This window comes from Candidatus Tisiphia endosymbiont of Xenochironomus xenolabis (assembly GCF_964264705.1).
GTDB lineage: Bacteria > Pseudomonadota > Alphaproteobacteria > Rickettsiales > Rickettsiaceae > Tisiphia.
Map to the genome: position 1 here is coordinate 1,463,631 of NZ_OZ183473.1, position 14,681 is coordinate 1,478,311.

15 protein-coding genes are annotated in these 14,681 nt (G+C 33.5%); 4 read left to right on the plus strand and 11 right to left on the minus strand.

Annotation, left to right across the window (positions count from 1 at the left end; all coding sequences use genetic code 11):
- Window positions 1–450: 450 nt before the first annotated feature.
- Together cmdF and ACFELY_RS07185 are read left to right on the plus strand one after the other, a co-directional pair.
- Window positions 451–2,037, plus strand: a complete 1,587-nt coding sequence (gene cmdF, locus ACFELY_RS07180) for a tyrosine 2,3-aminomutase (protein ID WP_375334049.1) — start codon at window positions 451–453, stop codon at window positions 2,035–2,037.
- A 6-nt stretch (window positions 2,038–2,043) separates the two neighbouring features.
- Window positions 2,044–2,487: a carbamoyltransferase N-terminal domain-containing protein gene (locus ACFELY_RS07185; protein ID WP_375334050.1), complete on the plus strand. Its 444-nt coding sequence runs from the start codon at window positions 2,044–2,046 to the stop codon at window positions 2,485–2,487.
- Window positions 2,488–2,703: 216 nt separating this feature from the next.
- Here the strand turns inward: ACFELY_RS07185 and ACFELY_RS07190 are convergent, their stop codons facing one another.
- The 4 genes from ACFELY_RS07190 to ACFELY_RS07205 form a co-directional block, all read right to left on the minus strand.
- Window positions 2,704–3,699, minus strand: coding sequence for an Rpn family recombination-promoting nuclease/putative transposase (locus tag ACFELY_RS07190; RefSeq protein WP_375334051.1), 996 nt, complete (start codon window positions 3,697–3,699; stop codon window positions 2,704–2,706).
- A 30-nt stretch (window positions 3,700–3,729) separates the two neighbouring features.
- Window positions 3,730–4,323 (minus strand): recombinase family protein, encoded by a 594-nt coding sequence (locus ACFELY_RS07195; protein WP_375334052.1) that lies wholly within the window; start codon window positions 4,321–4,323, stop codon window positions 3,730–3,732.
- Between the two features lie 170 nt (window positions 4,324–4,493).
- On the minus strand, window positions 4,494–5,294 hold the full coding sequence (locus ACFELY_RS07200) for an ankyrin repeat domain-containing protein (protein ID WP_375334053.1): 801 nt from the start codon (window positions 5,292–5,294) through the stop codon (window positions 4,494–4,496).
- Window positions 5,295–5,357: 63 nt separating this feature from the next.
- Entirely contained in the window at window positions 5,358–7,376 is a 2,019-nt protein-coding gene (locus tag ACFELY_RS07205; RefSeq protein WP_375334054.1) for a tetratricopeptide repeat protein, read from the minus strand.
- 205 nt (window positions 7,377–7,581) lie between these two features.
- Here ACFELY_RS07205 and ACFELY_RS07210 point away from each other — a divergent pair, with 205 nt between their 5' ends.
- Window positions 7,582–8,334 carry an IS5 family transposase gene (locus ACFELY_RS07210; RefSeq protein WP_375334093.1) on the plus strand — a complete coding sequence of 251 codons (753 nt, stop codon included), beginning with the start codon at window positions 7,582–7,584 and terminating at the stop codon, window positions 8,332–8,334.
- Window positions 8,335–8,643: 309 nt separating this feature from the next.
- On the opposite strand, the gene ACFELY_RS07215 is transcribed toward ACFELY_RS07210, so the two are convergent.
- The gene (locus ACFELY_RS07215; RefSeq protein ID WP_341758831.1) at window positions 8,644–9,462 is read right to left on the minus strand and encodes an IS3 family transposase; all 819 of its coding nucleotides are present in this window, start codon (window positions 9,460–9,462) and stop codon (window positions 8,644–8,646) included.
- Window positions 9,463–9,469: 7 nt separating this feature from the next.
- Complete coding sequence (locus tag ACFELY_RS07220; protein ID WP_375333457.1) at window positions 9,470–9,769, minus strand: transposase; 300 nt, start codon at window positions 9,767–9,769, stop codon at window positions 9,470–9,472.
- 16 nt (window positions 9,770–9,785) lie between these two features.
- On the opposite strand from ACFELY_RS07220, the gene ACFELY_RS07225 reads away from it, so the two are divergent.
- Entirely contained in the window at window positions 9,786–10,469 is a 684-nt protein-coding gene (locus ACFELY_RS07225; protein WP_375334055.1) for an IS3 family transposase, read from the plus strand.
- A 186-nt stretch (window positions 10,470–10,655) separates the two neighbouring features.
- Here ACFELY_RS07225 and ACFELY_RS07230 read toward each other — a convergent pair whose 3' ends face one another.
- From ACFELY_RS07230 to ACFELY_RS07250, 5 genes are all read right to left on the minus strand, one after another.
- Window positions 10,656–10,841: a hypothetical protein gene (locus ACFELY_RS07230; protein WP_375334056.1), complete on the minus strand. Its 186-nt coding sequence runs from the start codon at window positions 10,839–10,841 to the stop codon at window positions 10,656–10,658.
- A 94-nt stretch (window positions 10,842–10,935) separates the two neighbouring features.
- Window positions 10,936–11,181 carry a hypothetical protein gene (locus ACFELY_RS07235; RefSeq protein ID WP_375334057.1) on the minus strand — a complete coding sequence of 82 codons (246 nt, stop codon included), beginning with the start codon at window positions 11,179–11,181 and terminating at the stop codon, window positions 10,936–10,938.
- Between the two features lie 76 nt (window positions 11,182–11,257).
- Entirely contained in the window at window positions 11,258–11,809 is a 552-nt protein-coding gene (locus tag ACFELY_RS07240) for an IS630 family transposase (RefSeq protein WP_375334058.1), read from the minus strand.
- A complete protein-coding gene (locus ACFELY_RS07245) occupies window positions 11,742–12,260 on the minus strand; it encodes a helix-turn-helix domain-containing protein (RefSeq protein ID WP_375334059.1) in 519 nt (172 codons plus the stop codon). The genes ACFELY_RS07240 and ACFELY_RS07245 overlap by 68 nt, the downstream gene beginning before the upstream one ends.
- Before the next feature lie 166 nt (window positions 12,261–12,426).
- Window positions 12,427–14,607, minus strand: a complete 2,181-nt coding sequence (locus tag ACFELY_RS07250) for a hypothetical protein (protein ID WP_375334060.1) — start codon at window positions 14,605–14,607, stop codon at window positions 12,427–12,429.
- Between the last annotated feature and the right edge of the window lie 74 nt (window positions 14,608–14,681).

Consider the following 14,681-nt stretch of genomic DNA (forward strand, 5'->3'; position numbering starts at 1 on the left):
GTAATATTAAGCTCTGCACTTGCAGTGCAGAGTGGTTAACTCACTGAAAATAATTTATATAGTTTTACTTTTATATTTTATATATGGATTTTTTGAATTAACAAGCTATACAATGTTAATATTAATGCTCACAAATATAATGCCAAGTCATGACCTTGGTAGGCAATGGGAGGTTTTACTTCGATAATGTGCATATCTTTTTTGATCAGTAGTATAGTTCTTGTTGCTACTTTATCATCTTTTATAGAGTTACCAATCTTGGTTGCATCACTTTGCTTTTTATTGAGTTCATACGTAATACAAAAGTTTTAATACAAAAGTTTTATTGACAATAATTTTGGGATGATTTAACCTTATAGTGCGTATTATTGGTAATATAAACTAAAAATATTGATAGTACTAATTTTTATAGCATTTCATAAATTAAGTTATTTAGCAACAGGTACAATTATGAAAAATATTATTTTGGATGGGGAATCCCTCAGCATAAGGGATGTTTGTCAGATTGTTAAAAGAAGAGCTATACCTTACATTGATGAATCAGTTTACTTAAAAATTGAGAAGTCACGTTCTATACTAGAAGACGCAGTCCATAAAGAGCCAATTTATGGTGTAACAACCGGTTATGGTGAAATGGTCTACCAACTCATAAGTACAAATCTAGAAAAAGAGTTGCAAACAAATTTAATAAGGAGTCATGCTGCTTGCGTTGGTAATCTTTTGTCTAAAGAGCAGTGTAAAGCGATTCTTACAGTAAGAATAAATGCTTTTTGCAAAGGTAACTCAGGCGTTAGAAGAAAATTAGTTGAGCAATTACTCCTATATCTAAGGCATGACATAATACCAGCTATTCCTGAGATAGGCTCACTTGGTGCTAGTGGAGACCTGGGACAGCTCGCTCACCTTGCATTAACATGTATCGGTGAGGGCTATGTTTTTGATGAGGACGGAAATAAGACAGATACTATAAATTTACTTAAAAAATACAATATAGCACCATTAGAGTTGAAGTACAAGGAAGGCTTAGCCCTGATAAACGGTACTTCTGCTATGACTGGAATAGCTTGTTTAAATTTAGAAAACTCCATTGAGCAAGTAAAACAAGCAGAAATAATTACTGCACTTATACTTGAAGTTTTGAATTCCTCTAGTGGTGCATTTCAGAAAGAAGGTCATCTTGCTAGACCTCATAAAGGTCAGTTAGATTGTGCAGAAAATTTACTTAAATTACTCGAGGGTAGTAAATTAATCTCATCACACAGTAATTTAAAAAATGAGCTAATAAGCCAAAAACAAGATGGTTCTACTACTGAAACTAAAACGTACATCCAAAAAGCTTATACATTAAGATGTGTACCACAAATCTTAGGTGCTGTCAGAGATACAGTAGAACATGCAAGAAATGTTGTAACAATAGAAGTGAACTCTTCTAACGATAACCCGTTGTTCTTTGAGGGCAAAGAAATATTTCATGGTGGAAACTTCCATGGGCAACCAGTATCATTCGTAATGGACTATTGTTCAATAGCACTCACACAGCTTGGCGTAGTGTCAGAGAGGAGAATAAATAGATTACTGAACAAACACTTAAGTAATGGATTACCAGAATTTTTGGCAAAGTCTGATCCTGGTCTAAATTGTGCATTTGAAGGGGCTCAATATCCAGCCACAGCTTTAGTTGCAGAAAATAGGTGCATATGCTCTCCTGCAAGTATACAGAGTATCCCGTCAAATGGAGATAATCAGGATGTTGTAAGTATGGGGCTAATTGCATCAAGAAATAATCGAAAAATTTTAGACAATAACTATTATATTTTAGCAATTGAGGCTATATGTGGAGTACAGGCAGTTGACATTATGGACGGTTGTAGCAGCCTAAGTGAGGCAGGAAAAATCACTTACAACTTTATTAGAGAATATGTTGAAACATTAAATGGAGATCGTTACATGAGTAATGATATTGAAAATATATTTAGTAGGTTAAAAGATGGTGAACTACTTAATAGAATTGAAAAAGCAAATATTAAATTGAGATAATATTTAATGAATGTTATAGGAATTTCATCTCATTTTCATGATTCAGCTTGTGCGTTGCTTAAGGATGGTAAGCTCGTCGCAGCAGCAGCTGAAGAAAGATTCTCAAGATTCAAAAATGATCCTCGTCTTCCAGTAAGATCTTTTAGGTACTGCCTTGAGGAAGCTAATTTATCAATAAAAGATATTGATTATATTGGCTTTTACGAAAGTCCACAGAAGAAGCTGTCAAGGCAGTTGCAATATCCTTTTGCAAGTGAGTCAGACAATGAGTATAAATGGCTTGATTATGATCTACCTCTTCGGGAGATAAGAGAAGTTTTAGGTTACGAGAATGTAATTAGAACTTACGATCACCATTTAAGTCATGCTGCCGCATCTTTTTATTTTTCTGGTTTTAAAGAATCTGCTATATTTGGGTTAAATTACAGAAACGGGGCAAAAGCGAACTAGGAGTAGGAATTGCTGTTAATTTCTTCTCTGTTATAGAAAAATATCCTGCAATAAGTTATCTTACTCAAATGCCTTATCCCTGCAGGATGATCATGTTTTACGCATTTATATTTTGGTATATCTAATCGTATAATAAGCATTATACGTTGCAAACAACCTTAAGTCATCGAATTACCGAAAAAGTTTTGAATGGTCTCCTCACTGAACGTTCTCCACTTATTTGGATAAAGACTCAATTTGCGATAGACTCAAGCCGGTGGATTGAGTAATAAAGTCAACAGATAAACCAGCATTTAGTAAATTTTTAGCTATAGAGATTGCTTTTTGTTTTTCACCCTCAGCTTTACCCTCAGCTTTACCCTCAGCTTTACCTTCAGCTTTACCCTCAGCTTTACCTTCAGCTTTACCCTCAGCTTTACCTATATGGATACCTCTGGCTTCACCTTCTTCGATATATTTTTGTGCAACAGTTCTCATAATAACACCTTGTTCTTCTTCTGATAAATATTTGGTTAGTACTTGCTCTAATTCTGATTGCTTTGCCTCAGGAAGCTTAGCGTCAGTGTACCATAAAAACGATTTTATGTAAATATAGCCTTTTTCCTTATCTACTAATATCTCTAATTTAAATCTCTGCAGAAATTCTTCCCAAAGCTTTATCATATCTCGTTTATGGATATGTTTTAGCATATATTCTAACATACCAACATGCTTCTTCTTCACTATTTCATCATCAGACATGCTTTGTAAATCGACCAATTGATAATCTTCTGTCATCACTTTCTTGGCTATAACTGCATCGGTAAATAAACTCCATAAATTCCTAGGGGCAGTATAAACTTCTTTACCATTATAAATTACTAAATTATATACTAATGGTAATTTCTTTCTTCCTTTCTTATGCCTTTCGCATAATAACAATGTGTATTTCCATAATCGTAGAGCTGTCCAATAATCAACGCTCGACTGAGCCTCAATCAACACATACACAAAAGCCTTACCCTGATTCTTGGTAGCAACTCCATACACTATATCACTATATTTCTTGTTTAAAGATTCTTCTATGTAACTTTCTTTTTCTACTGTTATTTTTGATAAATCTACTAAACTCTTAAAATCATTAGGCAAATAATATTCCAAAAATTCTTGGGCTGCTATAGGATCAGCCATTATTGTTTTGACTAATGAATCATGCTTTAACTTTTTTGTCATTTTACTAACTTATTAATCTATCAGATTTGCTCATGTTTTAAACGCTCGGTCATTTTTCTGTAACAATTTTTTAATATCAGATATTGTTTTTTTACTGACAAACAATTCCTTGCTAATCCAACTATAAGTTTTACCAGCTTGCAGAAAAATCTTTATTTTTTCTATTTTGCCTAAAGTTGTTTTGTTGCTACTACCAACTCTTCTACCAAATTTTACTCCATTAAGCTTAGCCTTAGCAATTCCTGCTTTAGTTCTGCTATTAATCATGCTACGTTCTAATTCAGCAAATACTCCAGCTATTTGGAAAAATGCTCTCCCCATAGGCGAAGTAGTATCTACTTTATCTCCTGAATCAAGGGACACAAGCTCAACAGATTTGTTATTTAGTAGTTCGATTAGCTCAATTAGTCCTTTTAGAGATATAGCAATCCGATCAATTTTATAAACCATTACAATATCACCTGAACGTAATGATTCAATCATTGCCATTAGCTCAATTCGGTTATTATCTTTAGCACTAACTGATTCGCTATATATTTTTTTACATCCTGCCTTTAGTAGTTCCTCTTTTTGTAATTCTAAATCTTGATTATTACTGCTTACTCTTGCATATCCAATTTTCATAATAACTCTGGTACAATTTTATTTAAAAAATAATATTGTACCACAATAGTACAAACAAGTCTAATATTTCTTATAATTGTACCACTTGTTAGTAGGCTTGGTGTAGTACAATAATACTCTAGTTTAATTGTACTACACTACTACTCAGAAGTAATCGTGTAAACTTAAACTTAGCATTCTGGATGAGAATTACTATCACCAAGTGTAGGTATATCTATATCAATATTATCACTAGTGATGGTATTAGTGATAGATGAATTACTAGACTCAACAACATTATCAGAAAATAATGACAATAATTCTGGACAATGCTCTTTGGCATAATCTATTACAGTTTTGCCATCTTTATCCTGAGCAGTTACATCATACATCCCGTGAAATTCTTTTATTATGTCTAGCTTAGTTTCTGAGCCAACATCTGGTTGCTTTAATAAACAATGTAATGGTGTCTTATCTTCATCGTTCTTGGCATTAATCTCAGCTCCATACTGTAATAATAACTTGATAGCCTCTTTGTTACCTTTGTAATGTGTCATATGCATTGGTGTATTTCCATCATACATTGGCTTATTAACATCAGCTCCGTTTGCTAGTAACAATTCAACTATCTTCATATTTACTGGTTGGTCTTCATAACCTAAAGAATAATATAAAGGGCTAGCTTGATTTTCATCATTATCAGCTTTGTTGATATCAGCCTTTTCTGAAATTAACCTAACCATAGCCACATCTCCTTTAATCACTGCCTGTATTAATGGAGTAGTGGTTATGAACGGTACATTATCAAGATCAACCCCAGCATTAATTAATTCTTGTACTTTAGATGCATCTCCTTCTGCCACAGCTAGCCATAGTTCAATACTTTTTTGATTCACTCCTGTTAGCTCAGTTAATTTATTATATATTTCCAGTTTAATTGCTGATTCCTCTTTAGGAAGAAATAGTAGTGCTAACTTATATTTTTCTATCATTTCTTCTACTTGCTGTTCACTTGCATTACTATTATCTTGTGATAATGTAGGAAAAAATGCAGTTTATAGTCTGTAAAATCTAATCTTTGTAAGAAAAAAAACAATCTTGTTTAAAATTTGCTGTGTATTTAAACAATAGCTTTCAGCAAACAACTTAGTAGATTGTACTAAATATTTTAGTATGCTCTCTTGATAAGGATGGTCTTGGAAAATAGATATCATTTGTAAAGCTTGACTAGCATAATATATGGCTTGCTTATATTCTCCTTTAGCACGATAAACTTCCCCTAGGTTATTGAGAGAATCAGCAACATCTGGATTAGGTTGGTCTTTATAGATGAGTTTATAAATCTCCAAGCTTTCAGTGTAATACTCTATCGCCTTATCATATTGCCCTTTAGCCTTATAAGTCACCCCTAGGTTATTAAGAGAATCAGCAACATCTGGATGAGGTTGGTCTTTATAGATGCGTTTATAAATCTTCAAGCTTTCAGTGTAATACTCTATCGCCTTATCATGTTGCCCTTTACTGTCATAAACACTCCCTAGGTTATGAAGAGAAGCAGCAACATCTGGATGAGGTTGGTCTTTATAGATCAGTTTCCTCATCTCCAAGCTTTCAGTATAATACTCTATCGCCTTATCATATTGCCCTTTAGCCTTATAAGTCACCCCTAGGTTATTAAGAGAATCAGCAACATCTGGATGAGGTTGGTCTTTATAGATGCGTTTATAAATCTTCAAGCTTTCAGTGTAATACTCTATCGCCTTATCATGTTGCCCTTTACTGTAATAAACATTCCCTAGGTTATGAAGAGAAGCAGCAACATCTGGATGAGGTTGGTCTTTATAGATGCGTTTATAAATCTCCAAGCTTTCAGTAGAAGACTCTATCGCTTTATCATATTGCCCTTTACTGGCATAAACACTCCCTAGGTTATTAAGAGAAGCAGCAACATCTGGATGAGGTTGGTCTTTATAGATCAGTTTCATCATCTCCAAGCTTTCAGTATAATACTCTATCGCCTTATCATATTGCCCTTTAGCATTATAAGCTATCCCTAGGTTATTAAGAGAAGTAGCAACATCTGGATGAGGTTGGTCTTTATAAATCAGTTTCATCATCTCCAAACAATATTGAAATTGTTCAATAGATTTATCTCCATTACCAAAATTATTATAAATTTTTCCTAAAGTATTTCTTATTTGGAAATTATATTGATTTCCTGGATTACCTAACGCTTCCTCTAAATTGGTCTGTGCTTTCTTATATTGTGCCAACCTATAATGAATAAACCCTTTATTAGCATGATCGTCTATATAGAACTTATTCTCCTGAAAAAATGTTTGCTTACTTGTGTTATCTAATGTTTGATATTGCTCACAGAAATATTTTAACTTTTCATGTAATGGTAATGCAGTATAAAAATATTGAAACAACCCACCTTGTTCTCCTAAATCTTCTTCCGATAAGTAGAATATCTGTTTTGCTTGTGCTTTGAGTTCCGATTCAGTTTCAGCTGGTTTAGTAAATATTGACATATCTTCTGTTTGTGCCTTATGGTGCAGATAGGTCTTTAATCTTAGAGTAGTTGCAAAAGTTACAGCATTTTTTAGGTTTGTTGCTGCTTCAGAAATTATCACTTTTTTGTCCCGTAATTTATCAATTGTATCCCAAGCACTATCTCCTTCAAGACCATAATACATACTAAGATTATATAATATACGGTCAGGTAATCGGTATATTTCCTGCTTAACATCAAATAATCTACCTTCAGCCCCCCATAAGTTAGGTTGTAATGCGTCTAAGTCACCTTTCTTCTGTTTTTGACTTGATGGTTGGTGTAAATAGTCAATTTCTACTGCCCCTTCTTCTAGTAGCTTAAGGACTCTGCTTTCGCAGTTTAATCTACCTTGAGGATCATTTTCATTCTTACTATGCAAAAATTTTGTAACTTTGCCTTTATAGCTCTTAACAAGCTGCTCGTTACCATGCACATAACAAACCTTTTCTAGTATATATGGTAAGTTCTTATCTATATGACTTGCTTTATCTCCTTCATTACGTACATAATACAGCATTTCATTTATTGTTTTTATTAACTCATATGGTTTATCCTTTTCTATTCTGCCAAGTGGTGTTTTCCCTCCAAGATCAAAGTTAACTCCTCTGTGTACTAGGTTCTGTTGACAAAATTTTATGTTAAGTTATCAGAGTAGAATAAAGAAGTTGCAATAGTAAGAAGAAATGGTAGTTTCTAGTTATCGAAACCAAGAAACTACCGATATGAAGTATTACATAGAAGACCAAGCATGGGAAGCAATTTTATCATTTTTCAAGAAAAAAAAAGCTATACACAACAAGAATGAGGAAAAAATAAGACAGTTTATTGAAGCAATATGGTTTATTGCTAGAACAGGTTGTCAATGGCGTCTTCTGCCTGATTATTATGGTTGTTGGTACAGTGTTTATCGCAGATTTAAGAGATGGGTTGACAAAGGTATATGGGAAGCTTTAATGGATCATGTTAAAGTAGATGTAGATATTGAATCAATGATGATTGATGCAACTATTGTAAGAGCACATGCTTGCTCATCTGGATATATTAAAGGTAATCAAGAGGAAGCAGCTTTAGGTAGAAGCAAAGGTGGTTTTAGTACTAAAATTCATGCCCTCGTTGATGCATTGGGGAACCCACTGAAGTTTATACTAACTGCTGGGCAAAGAAATGATATCACTCAGGCTGAAAATCTTACTAAAGATGTTCAGAATACGACGGTGATAGGTGATAAAGGATATGATAGTAGTGCGTTTGTAGAAAGCCTAGAAAATAAGGGGTGTGAGGTTGTTATACCACCAAAATCTAATCGTAAAGTACAACGTGAATATGATAAACATATTTATAAAGAACGCCATTTAATTGAATGTTTCTTTGGTAAAATCAAACATTTTAGGCGTATATTTTCTAGGTTTGATAAAGCCCCAGCCACCTTTTTAGCCTTTCTAAATTTTGTTGGAGCTTTAATATGGTTACGTTAAAAATTTTGTCAACAGAACCTAGGTGACTCATATCTAAACCATACTTACTGGTAGGAATTATGGTCTCCCCTAGATTGCTCATCTTGAAGTTTACCAAATGGCTTAGGTTCTTAAAATATTGTTTTATCTTTGGATCATTACTTTGTTTGTAATAATCGTTCTCCGTAAGAATAGCAAATTCTAAATCTGAATATGGCGTCATTTGCTTCAATGCCATTGAACCAAGTCCCATTACTAAGGTGGTCCCCTTTGTCTAGACAAAAATTTAGATAAATAGAGATATAATTCACAAAAATTAAATTGTTGTTTTTATACAATATTTTTTTCAAAATATACACATTCTGGAGTTTTATAATCCAAAGTTTGATGCATCCTTTGTCTATTATAAAAGTCCATATATTCGTTAATTGCTGTCTTTGCCTCCTTTACTGTTGTTAAAATAATCCGATAAATTTTTTCCTGTTTTAATGATCGCCAAAAACGTTCAATAAAAATATTATCTAAGGCTCGTCCCTTACCATCCATACTAATCAAGATATTATGTAGCTTTAGCATACTAATAAAATTCTCCGAGGTAAATTGTACTCCTTGATCAGTATTAAATATTTTTGGCATACCATATTTTTCTATAGCGTCTTCAAGGGCTGTTACACAAAATTCACTTTCCAAACTAATGGAGATTCGCCAACTTAGAATATAACGACTATACCAGTCAATAATAGCTACTAAATATACGAACCCTTGGCTCAGTCTTATATACGTTATATCTGCACTCCAAACCTGGTTTGGCAATACTATTTCTAATCCTTTTAGTAAATAAGGATATATTTTATGTGCCTGATTCCTCTTGCTTAAATTTATTTTAGGATAAACAGCTTCAAGACCCATTATCTTGTAGTAACGTCTAACAGCTTTACGACCTACCGAAAAACCTTGGGCTTGTAAATATTTAGCCATCCGCCGCATACCATAATATGGATGCATAGTATAGGTCTCATCAATTATTGCCATAATCTTGATATCTTGTTCACTAATACCAGTAGGTTGGTAGTAATAGGTTGACCTGCTAATATCCAATAACTTACACTGTTGTACAATTGTTAACTTATTATGATTAGGCTCTATCATATTACACCTAACCTTTAATTCCAAACAATGCAGATTTTTTTTTGAGCCAGTCACACTCAACGCTTAACTGACCAATTTTCTCATATAGATTCTTGATTAACCCCTGCTGATTTGGGTCAGCACTCTGTGTTTTATTCTTAAAACCTTGTACTAACAACTCAAGACCTTGTTTTTTCCAGTTACTTATCTGTGTTGCATGAACACCATACTTACTGGTTATCTGGGCTATTGTTAGCTCTCCCTTAATTGCTTCTATGACAATTTTGCCTTTCTCCTCAGCACTATATTGCCTTACTTGTTTTTTCATCTCTAGCTCTCCTTGTTTGCTAAAGAATTCTATCTCATTTTTCTTATTTTTCTGTCCAAAATATTGGAACCATTATAGTTTTTCGGTAGGTCGTAAAGCTGTTAGACGTTACTACAAGATAATGGGTCTTGAAGCTGTTTATCCTAAAATAAATTTAAGCAAGAGGAATCAGGCACATAAAATATATCCTTATTTACTAAAAGGATTAGAAATAGTATTGCCAAACCAGGTTTGGAGTGCAGATATAACGTATATAAGACTGAGCCAAGGGTTCGTATATTTAGTAGCTATTATTGACTGGTATAGTCGTTATATTCTAAGTTGGCGAATCTCCATTAGTTTGGAAAGTGAATTTTGTGTAACAGCCCTTGAAGACGCTATAGAAAAATATGGTATGCCAAAAATATTTAATACTGATCAAGGAGTACAATTTACCTCGGAGAATTTTATTAGTATGCTAAAGCTACATAATATCTTGATTAGTATGGATGGTAAGGGACGAGCCTTAGATAATATTTTTATTGAACGTTTTTGGCGATCATTAAAACAGGAAAAAATTTATCGGATTATTTTAACAACAGTAAAGGAGGCAAAGACAGCAATTAACGAATATATGGACTTTTATAATAGACAAAGGATGCATCAAACTTTGGATTATAAAACTCCAGAATGTGTATATTTTGAAAAAAATATTGTATAAAAACAACAATTTAATTTTTGTGAATTATATCTCTATTTATCTAAATTTTTGTCTAGACAAAGGGGACCACCTTACTTCATGGAGCTATTTTTTTTGTTCTCTTTCATAAAGTTTTTTTATAATACTCTCAACAGTGCTAACTCTTTCATCTTATATTGTAACAATTTAGGCTTCGTAGAACATCTTTTATTTTTTCTTTGTTTCTTTTTTCTTGTACTCTATTGGTGGGGCTGTTCCACCGTATAGCTCAACTTTACTATCATGTATAATAACATCGTTCACTGATCCCAACCAGATAAATTTAGGAAACTTATTGTTTACCACATAAGATGTAATACCTGATACCATACCAGAAAATATTATAGTTAACATTAATCTCTTAAAGAACTTTGTTCGATTATTAGACGATGTCGTTTCTGCACTTTCTTGTAACTTATTGGCAAATTCATTAGACTTTTTATCTAAATTATCTGTAAGCTACTTCCGTAGTACTATACATCTTAGATAGGCAATCATCTGTTATCTTTTGTAAACTTTCTTCATGCTTTGTAATTTCACTAGCTGTTATATCGTGCAACTTTTCAAATTTCTTGTTAATTCCTTCCACTTTCTCACTATGGATTTTCTCAACCTCACTTGCTATTTGGGGAACTATTTGAAGAAAGAGTAGAAAAGGTATTAGAAAAGTTACATCTGGAAATTGGCTTTGCATCAAAGTCGTTTGAGAGCAAAAGCTTAGAATTTAACAATACGCTTAATAAATCAGTATCTAATACCAATTCCCGAATTTAATTTAGTAAATGATTCATGCAACAAATAGATTGAATTAGCAAGGTATTTAAATTTTTAATAGAGGAAGATACTACTATTTCTAATTGTTCAATTGTATTGTATATTTTATTCTTTATAGTCTCAGACTTTAAATGCTCCCATAATCGCTCCGCAGGATTTAATTCAGGAGAATATGGTGGCAAATAAAGAATTTCTATATTAGCAGGAACCACTAAGTCCTTAGCCTTATGCCATCCAGCACAATCCATAACAACAATGGCTTTTTGATCGCCTATATGTTTAGACATTTCCGCAAGAAACATGTTCAAAGACATAGTATTAACATTTGGCATCATTAAGCTAAAATCATCTCCTGTTATTGGGTTAACAGCACTGTAAACATAAAAATTCTGAAAACCTATTTTGATTTTAACTTGAGTTCTGATACCTTTGCGAAACCAACCATGACCTAATTTAGAATGAGTTCCAAAACGCGATTCATCAAAGAAATACAAAAAACTTCTTGGATTGCTTGTTATTTTTTCTTGAATTTTTTTTAAACTGTTCATGAGTTTCTTTATTCTGTTTGTAATGCACTGGTCTTGGAGTAATGTACGCAAACTTAAGCTTGTGCAATGCCCTGTGTACAGCCGATTTACTTACATTAATTCCCAAATTTTCTTTAAGTTTTATGACGATACTTTTTATTGTTATGTTACAATCTTCTTGTATCCATTTGTTTATTGCTTCATAGCAGCTTTCTGTTAAATCGCTTTTCCTTCCCCTACCTTTTTTATATTCAAGATTTTTATCATCGCCTTGGGCAAAGCTTTTTATCCAGTTTCTTAGCGTATTAGTTGTGATATCAAATATTTTAGACACCGTACCAATACCATGCTCTTTTGCAGCTACTATAGCTCTTAACCTAATAGCGATCCTATTCTCTTTGTTCGTACTTGCAAGTTGAGCTATAGCCTGTTTGTATAAATCTTCTGTTATTAATTTTTGATGAGTACCCATTACATTCCTAATTTTATCTATCTTTTACATTATAACCTATTTTTCTCATCTTTATACTAAATTAAATTTGGGAATTGGTATAAGTTACAACACTATCTCTAATAAATACAAAAACCTGAATAATAACAATTAACTTAATATTTCTTCAGGTTTTTGTAATATACCCCTAAACCCCTTCTGATAGAGACGTAATATCTCCAATTAACAAATTCCCTAACGCTTTATACAAATCATCAGGATTACTTGATAATAACAACTTAAGATTAGGATCACTAATAATTTTTGTTCCCGAGCTATGTTCTGTTTGTTGTGATTGGTGCATTTTTTTTAATTTTACTAGCATAACATCATACTTAAATTCCTTAACAAGCTGTTGTATTTCTTTATTACCCCTTGCTTTCAGAACATCATTCTTACAGTTATTTATTTGAGCAAGTACAGTATCATGTACATCTTCTTTTTGTTCTAATTTCTGCTTTTGTACGATTTCTTTAATTTGCTGTATTCTTTTGGAAATTTCTTGCCTCTCTTCTGCTTTTATATTATCGCCAAAAACCAATTTTTCTTGTACAGAATCTATTCCTTGATCGATCTTCTTAGATAATTCTTCTAATTGTAATATGTTTTTCTCTAATAGTTTATTTATATCATTTAGTAATTCATCGCCTATCTCGTTCCTATATAAATTTATTGCCGTCACAGTGTTATTGTTTTGTAATGCTTGTGCTAGTACCTTCGCTCCCTCATCGCCTATCTGGTTCAAGGACAAATTTATTGTTGTCACAGTGTTATTGTTTTGTAATGCTTGTGCTAATGCCTTCGCTCCCTCATCGCCTATCTGGTTCAAGGACAAATTTATTGTTGTCACAGTGTTATTGTTTTGTAATGATTGTGCTAGTGTCTTCACTCCCTCATCGCCTATCTGGTTCAAGGGCAAATTTATTGTTGTCACAGTGTTATTGTTTTGTAATGCTTGTGCTAGTGCCTTCGCTCCCTCATCGCCTATCTGGTTGTTACCTAGATCTATTGTCGTTACAGTTTTAATGTTTTGTAATGATTGTGCTAGTGTCTTCGCTCCCTCATCGCCTATCTGGTTGTTACCTAGATCTATTGTCGTTACAGTTTTAATGTTTTGTAATGATTGTGCTAGTGTCTTCGCTCCCTCATCGCCTATCTGGTTGTTCCACAAATATATTTTCGTCACAGTGTTATTGTGTTCTAAGGCTTTAGCTAGTGCTTTCGCTCCCTCATCGCCTATCTGGTTGTTACTTAAATGAATTGTCGTCATAGTGTTATTGTTTTGTAATGCTTGTGCTAGTGCATTAGCTCCCTCATCGCCTATCTGGTTGCTACTTAAATGAATTGTCGTCACAGTGTTATTGTTTTGTAATGCTTGTGCTAGTGCATTAGCTCCCTTACCTCCTATATTGTTGACACCCAAATCTATTGTCGTCACAGTGTTATTGTTTTGCAATGCTTGTGCTAGTGCATTCGCTCCCTCATCGCCTATCTGGTTGCTACTTAAATGAATTGTCGCCACAGTGTTATTGTTTTGTAATGCTTGTGCTAGTGCATTCGCTCCCTTACCTCCTATATTGTTGACACCCAAATCTATTGTTGTCACGGTGTTATTGTTTTGTAAGGCTTGTGCTAGTGCATTCGCTCCCTCATCACCTATCTGGTTGTTCCTCAAATCTATTGTTGTCACAGTGTTATTGTATTGTAAGGCTTGTGCTAGTGCCTTCGCTTCCTCATCGCCTATTTTGTTGTACTGCAAATCTATTGTTGTCATAGTGTTATTGTTTTGTAATACTAGTGCTAGTGCTAGTGCTAGTGCTAGTGCTAGTGCCTTCACTCCCTCATCGCCTATTTTGTTGTACTGCAAATCTATTGTTGTCACAGTGTTATTGTATTGTAAGGCTTGTGCTAGTGCCTTCGCTCTCTCATCGCCTATCTGGTTGCTACTTAAATGAATTGTCGTCACAGTGTTATTGTTTTGTAATGCTTGTGCTAATGCCTTCGCTCCCTCATCGCCTGTCTGGTTGCTACTTAAATGAATTGTTGTCACAGTGTTATTGTTTTGTAATGCTTGTGCTAATGCCTTCGCTCCCTCATCGCCTATCTGGTTGCTACTTAAATGAATTGTTGTCACAGTGTTATTGTTTTGTAATGCTTGTGCTAATGCCTTCGCTCCCTCATCGCCTATCCAGTTGTTCCACCAATTTTGTAAGGCTTGTTCTAGTGGATTCTTTCCCGTATTGCTGCCTGTACATTTACTATTCAACCATATTTCCTTAACATCTTTTCCTACGTTCAAATCTGCAATAATTTTTTTAAGTATATACATAATATTTACCTCATATGAAAAAATAAATTATATCATTTTTTAAAATATAAAAAAGTATTAGCATTTCTATTATT

What these genes read in the sequence shown, in the direction of transcription:
- cmdF (WP_375334049.1), top strand. Translation starts at nt 451, where the DNA reads ATGAAAAATATTATTTTGGATGGGGAATCCCTCAGCATAAGGGATGTT.
- ACFELY_RS07185 (WP_375334050.1), top strand. Translation starts at nt 2,044, where the DNA reads ATGAATGTTATAGGAATTTCATCTCATTTTCATGATTCAGCTTGTGCG.
- ACFELY_RS07190 (WP_375334051.1), bottom strand. Translation starts at nt 3,699, where the DNA reads ATGACAAAAAAGTTAAAGCATGATTCATTAGTCAAAACAATAATGGCT.
- ACFELY_RS07195 (WP_375334052.1), bottom strand. Translation starts at nt 4,323, where the DNA reads ATGAAAATTGGATATGCAAGAGTAAGCAGTAATAATCAAGATTTAGAA.
- ACFELY_RS07200 (WP_375334053.1), bottom strand. Translation starts at nt 5,294, where the DNA reads ATGATAGAAAAATATAAGTTAGCACTACTATTTCTTCCTAAAGAGGAA.
- ACFELY_RS07205 (WP_375334054.1), bottom strand. Translation starts at nt 7,376, where the DNA reads ATGCTGTATTATGTACGTAATGAAGGAGATAAAGCAAGTCATATAGAT.
- ACFELY_RS07210 (WP_375334093.1), top strand. Translation starts at nt 7,582, where the DNA reads ATGAAGTATTACATAGAAGACCAAGCATGGGAAGCAATTTTATCATTT.
- ACFELY_RS07215 (WP_341758831.1), bottom strand. Translation starts at nt 9,462, where the DNA reads ATGATAGAGCCTAATCATAATAAGTTAACAATTGTACAACAGTGTAAG.
- ACFELY_RS07220 (WP_375333457.1), bottom strand. Translation starts at nt 9,769, where the DNA reads ATGAAAAAACAAGTAAGGCAATATAGTGCTGAGGAGAAAGGCAAAATT.
- ACFELY_RS07230 (WP_375334056.1), bottom strand. Translation starts at nt 10,841, where the DNA reads ATGTTAACTATAATATTTTCTGGTATGGTATCAGGTATTACATCTTAT.
- ACFELY_RS07235 (WP_375334057.1), bottom strand. Translation starts at nt 11,181, where the DNA reads ATGCAAAGCCAATTTCCAGATGTAACTTTTCTAATACCTTTTCTACTC.
- ACFELY_RS07240 (WP_375334058.1), bottom strand. Translation starts at nt 11,809, where the DNA reads ATGAACAGTTTAAAAAAAATTCAAGAAAAAATAACAAGCAATCCAAGA.
- ACFELY_RS07245 (WP_375334059.1), bottom strand. Translation starts at nt 12,260, where the DNA reads ATGGGTACTCATCAAAAATTAATAACAGAAGATTTATACAAACAGGCT.
- ACFELY_RS07250 (WP_375334060.1), bottom strand. Translation starts at nt 14,607, where the DNA reads ATGTATATACTTAAAAAAATTATTGCAGATTTGAACGTAGGAAAAGAT.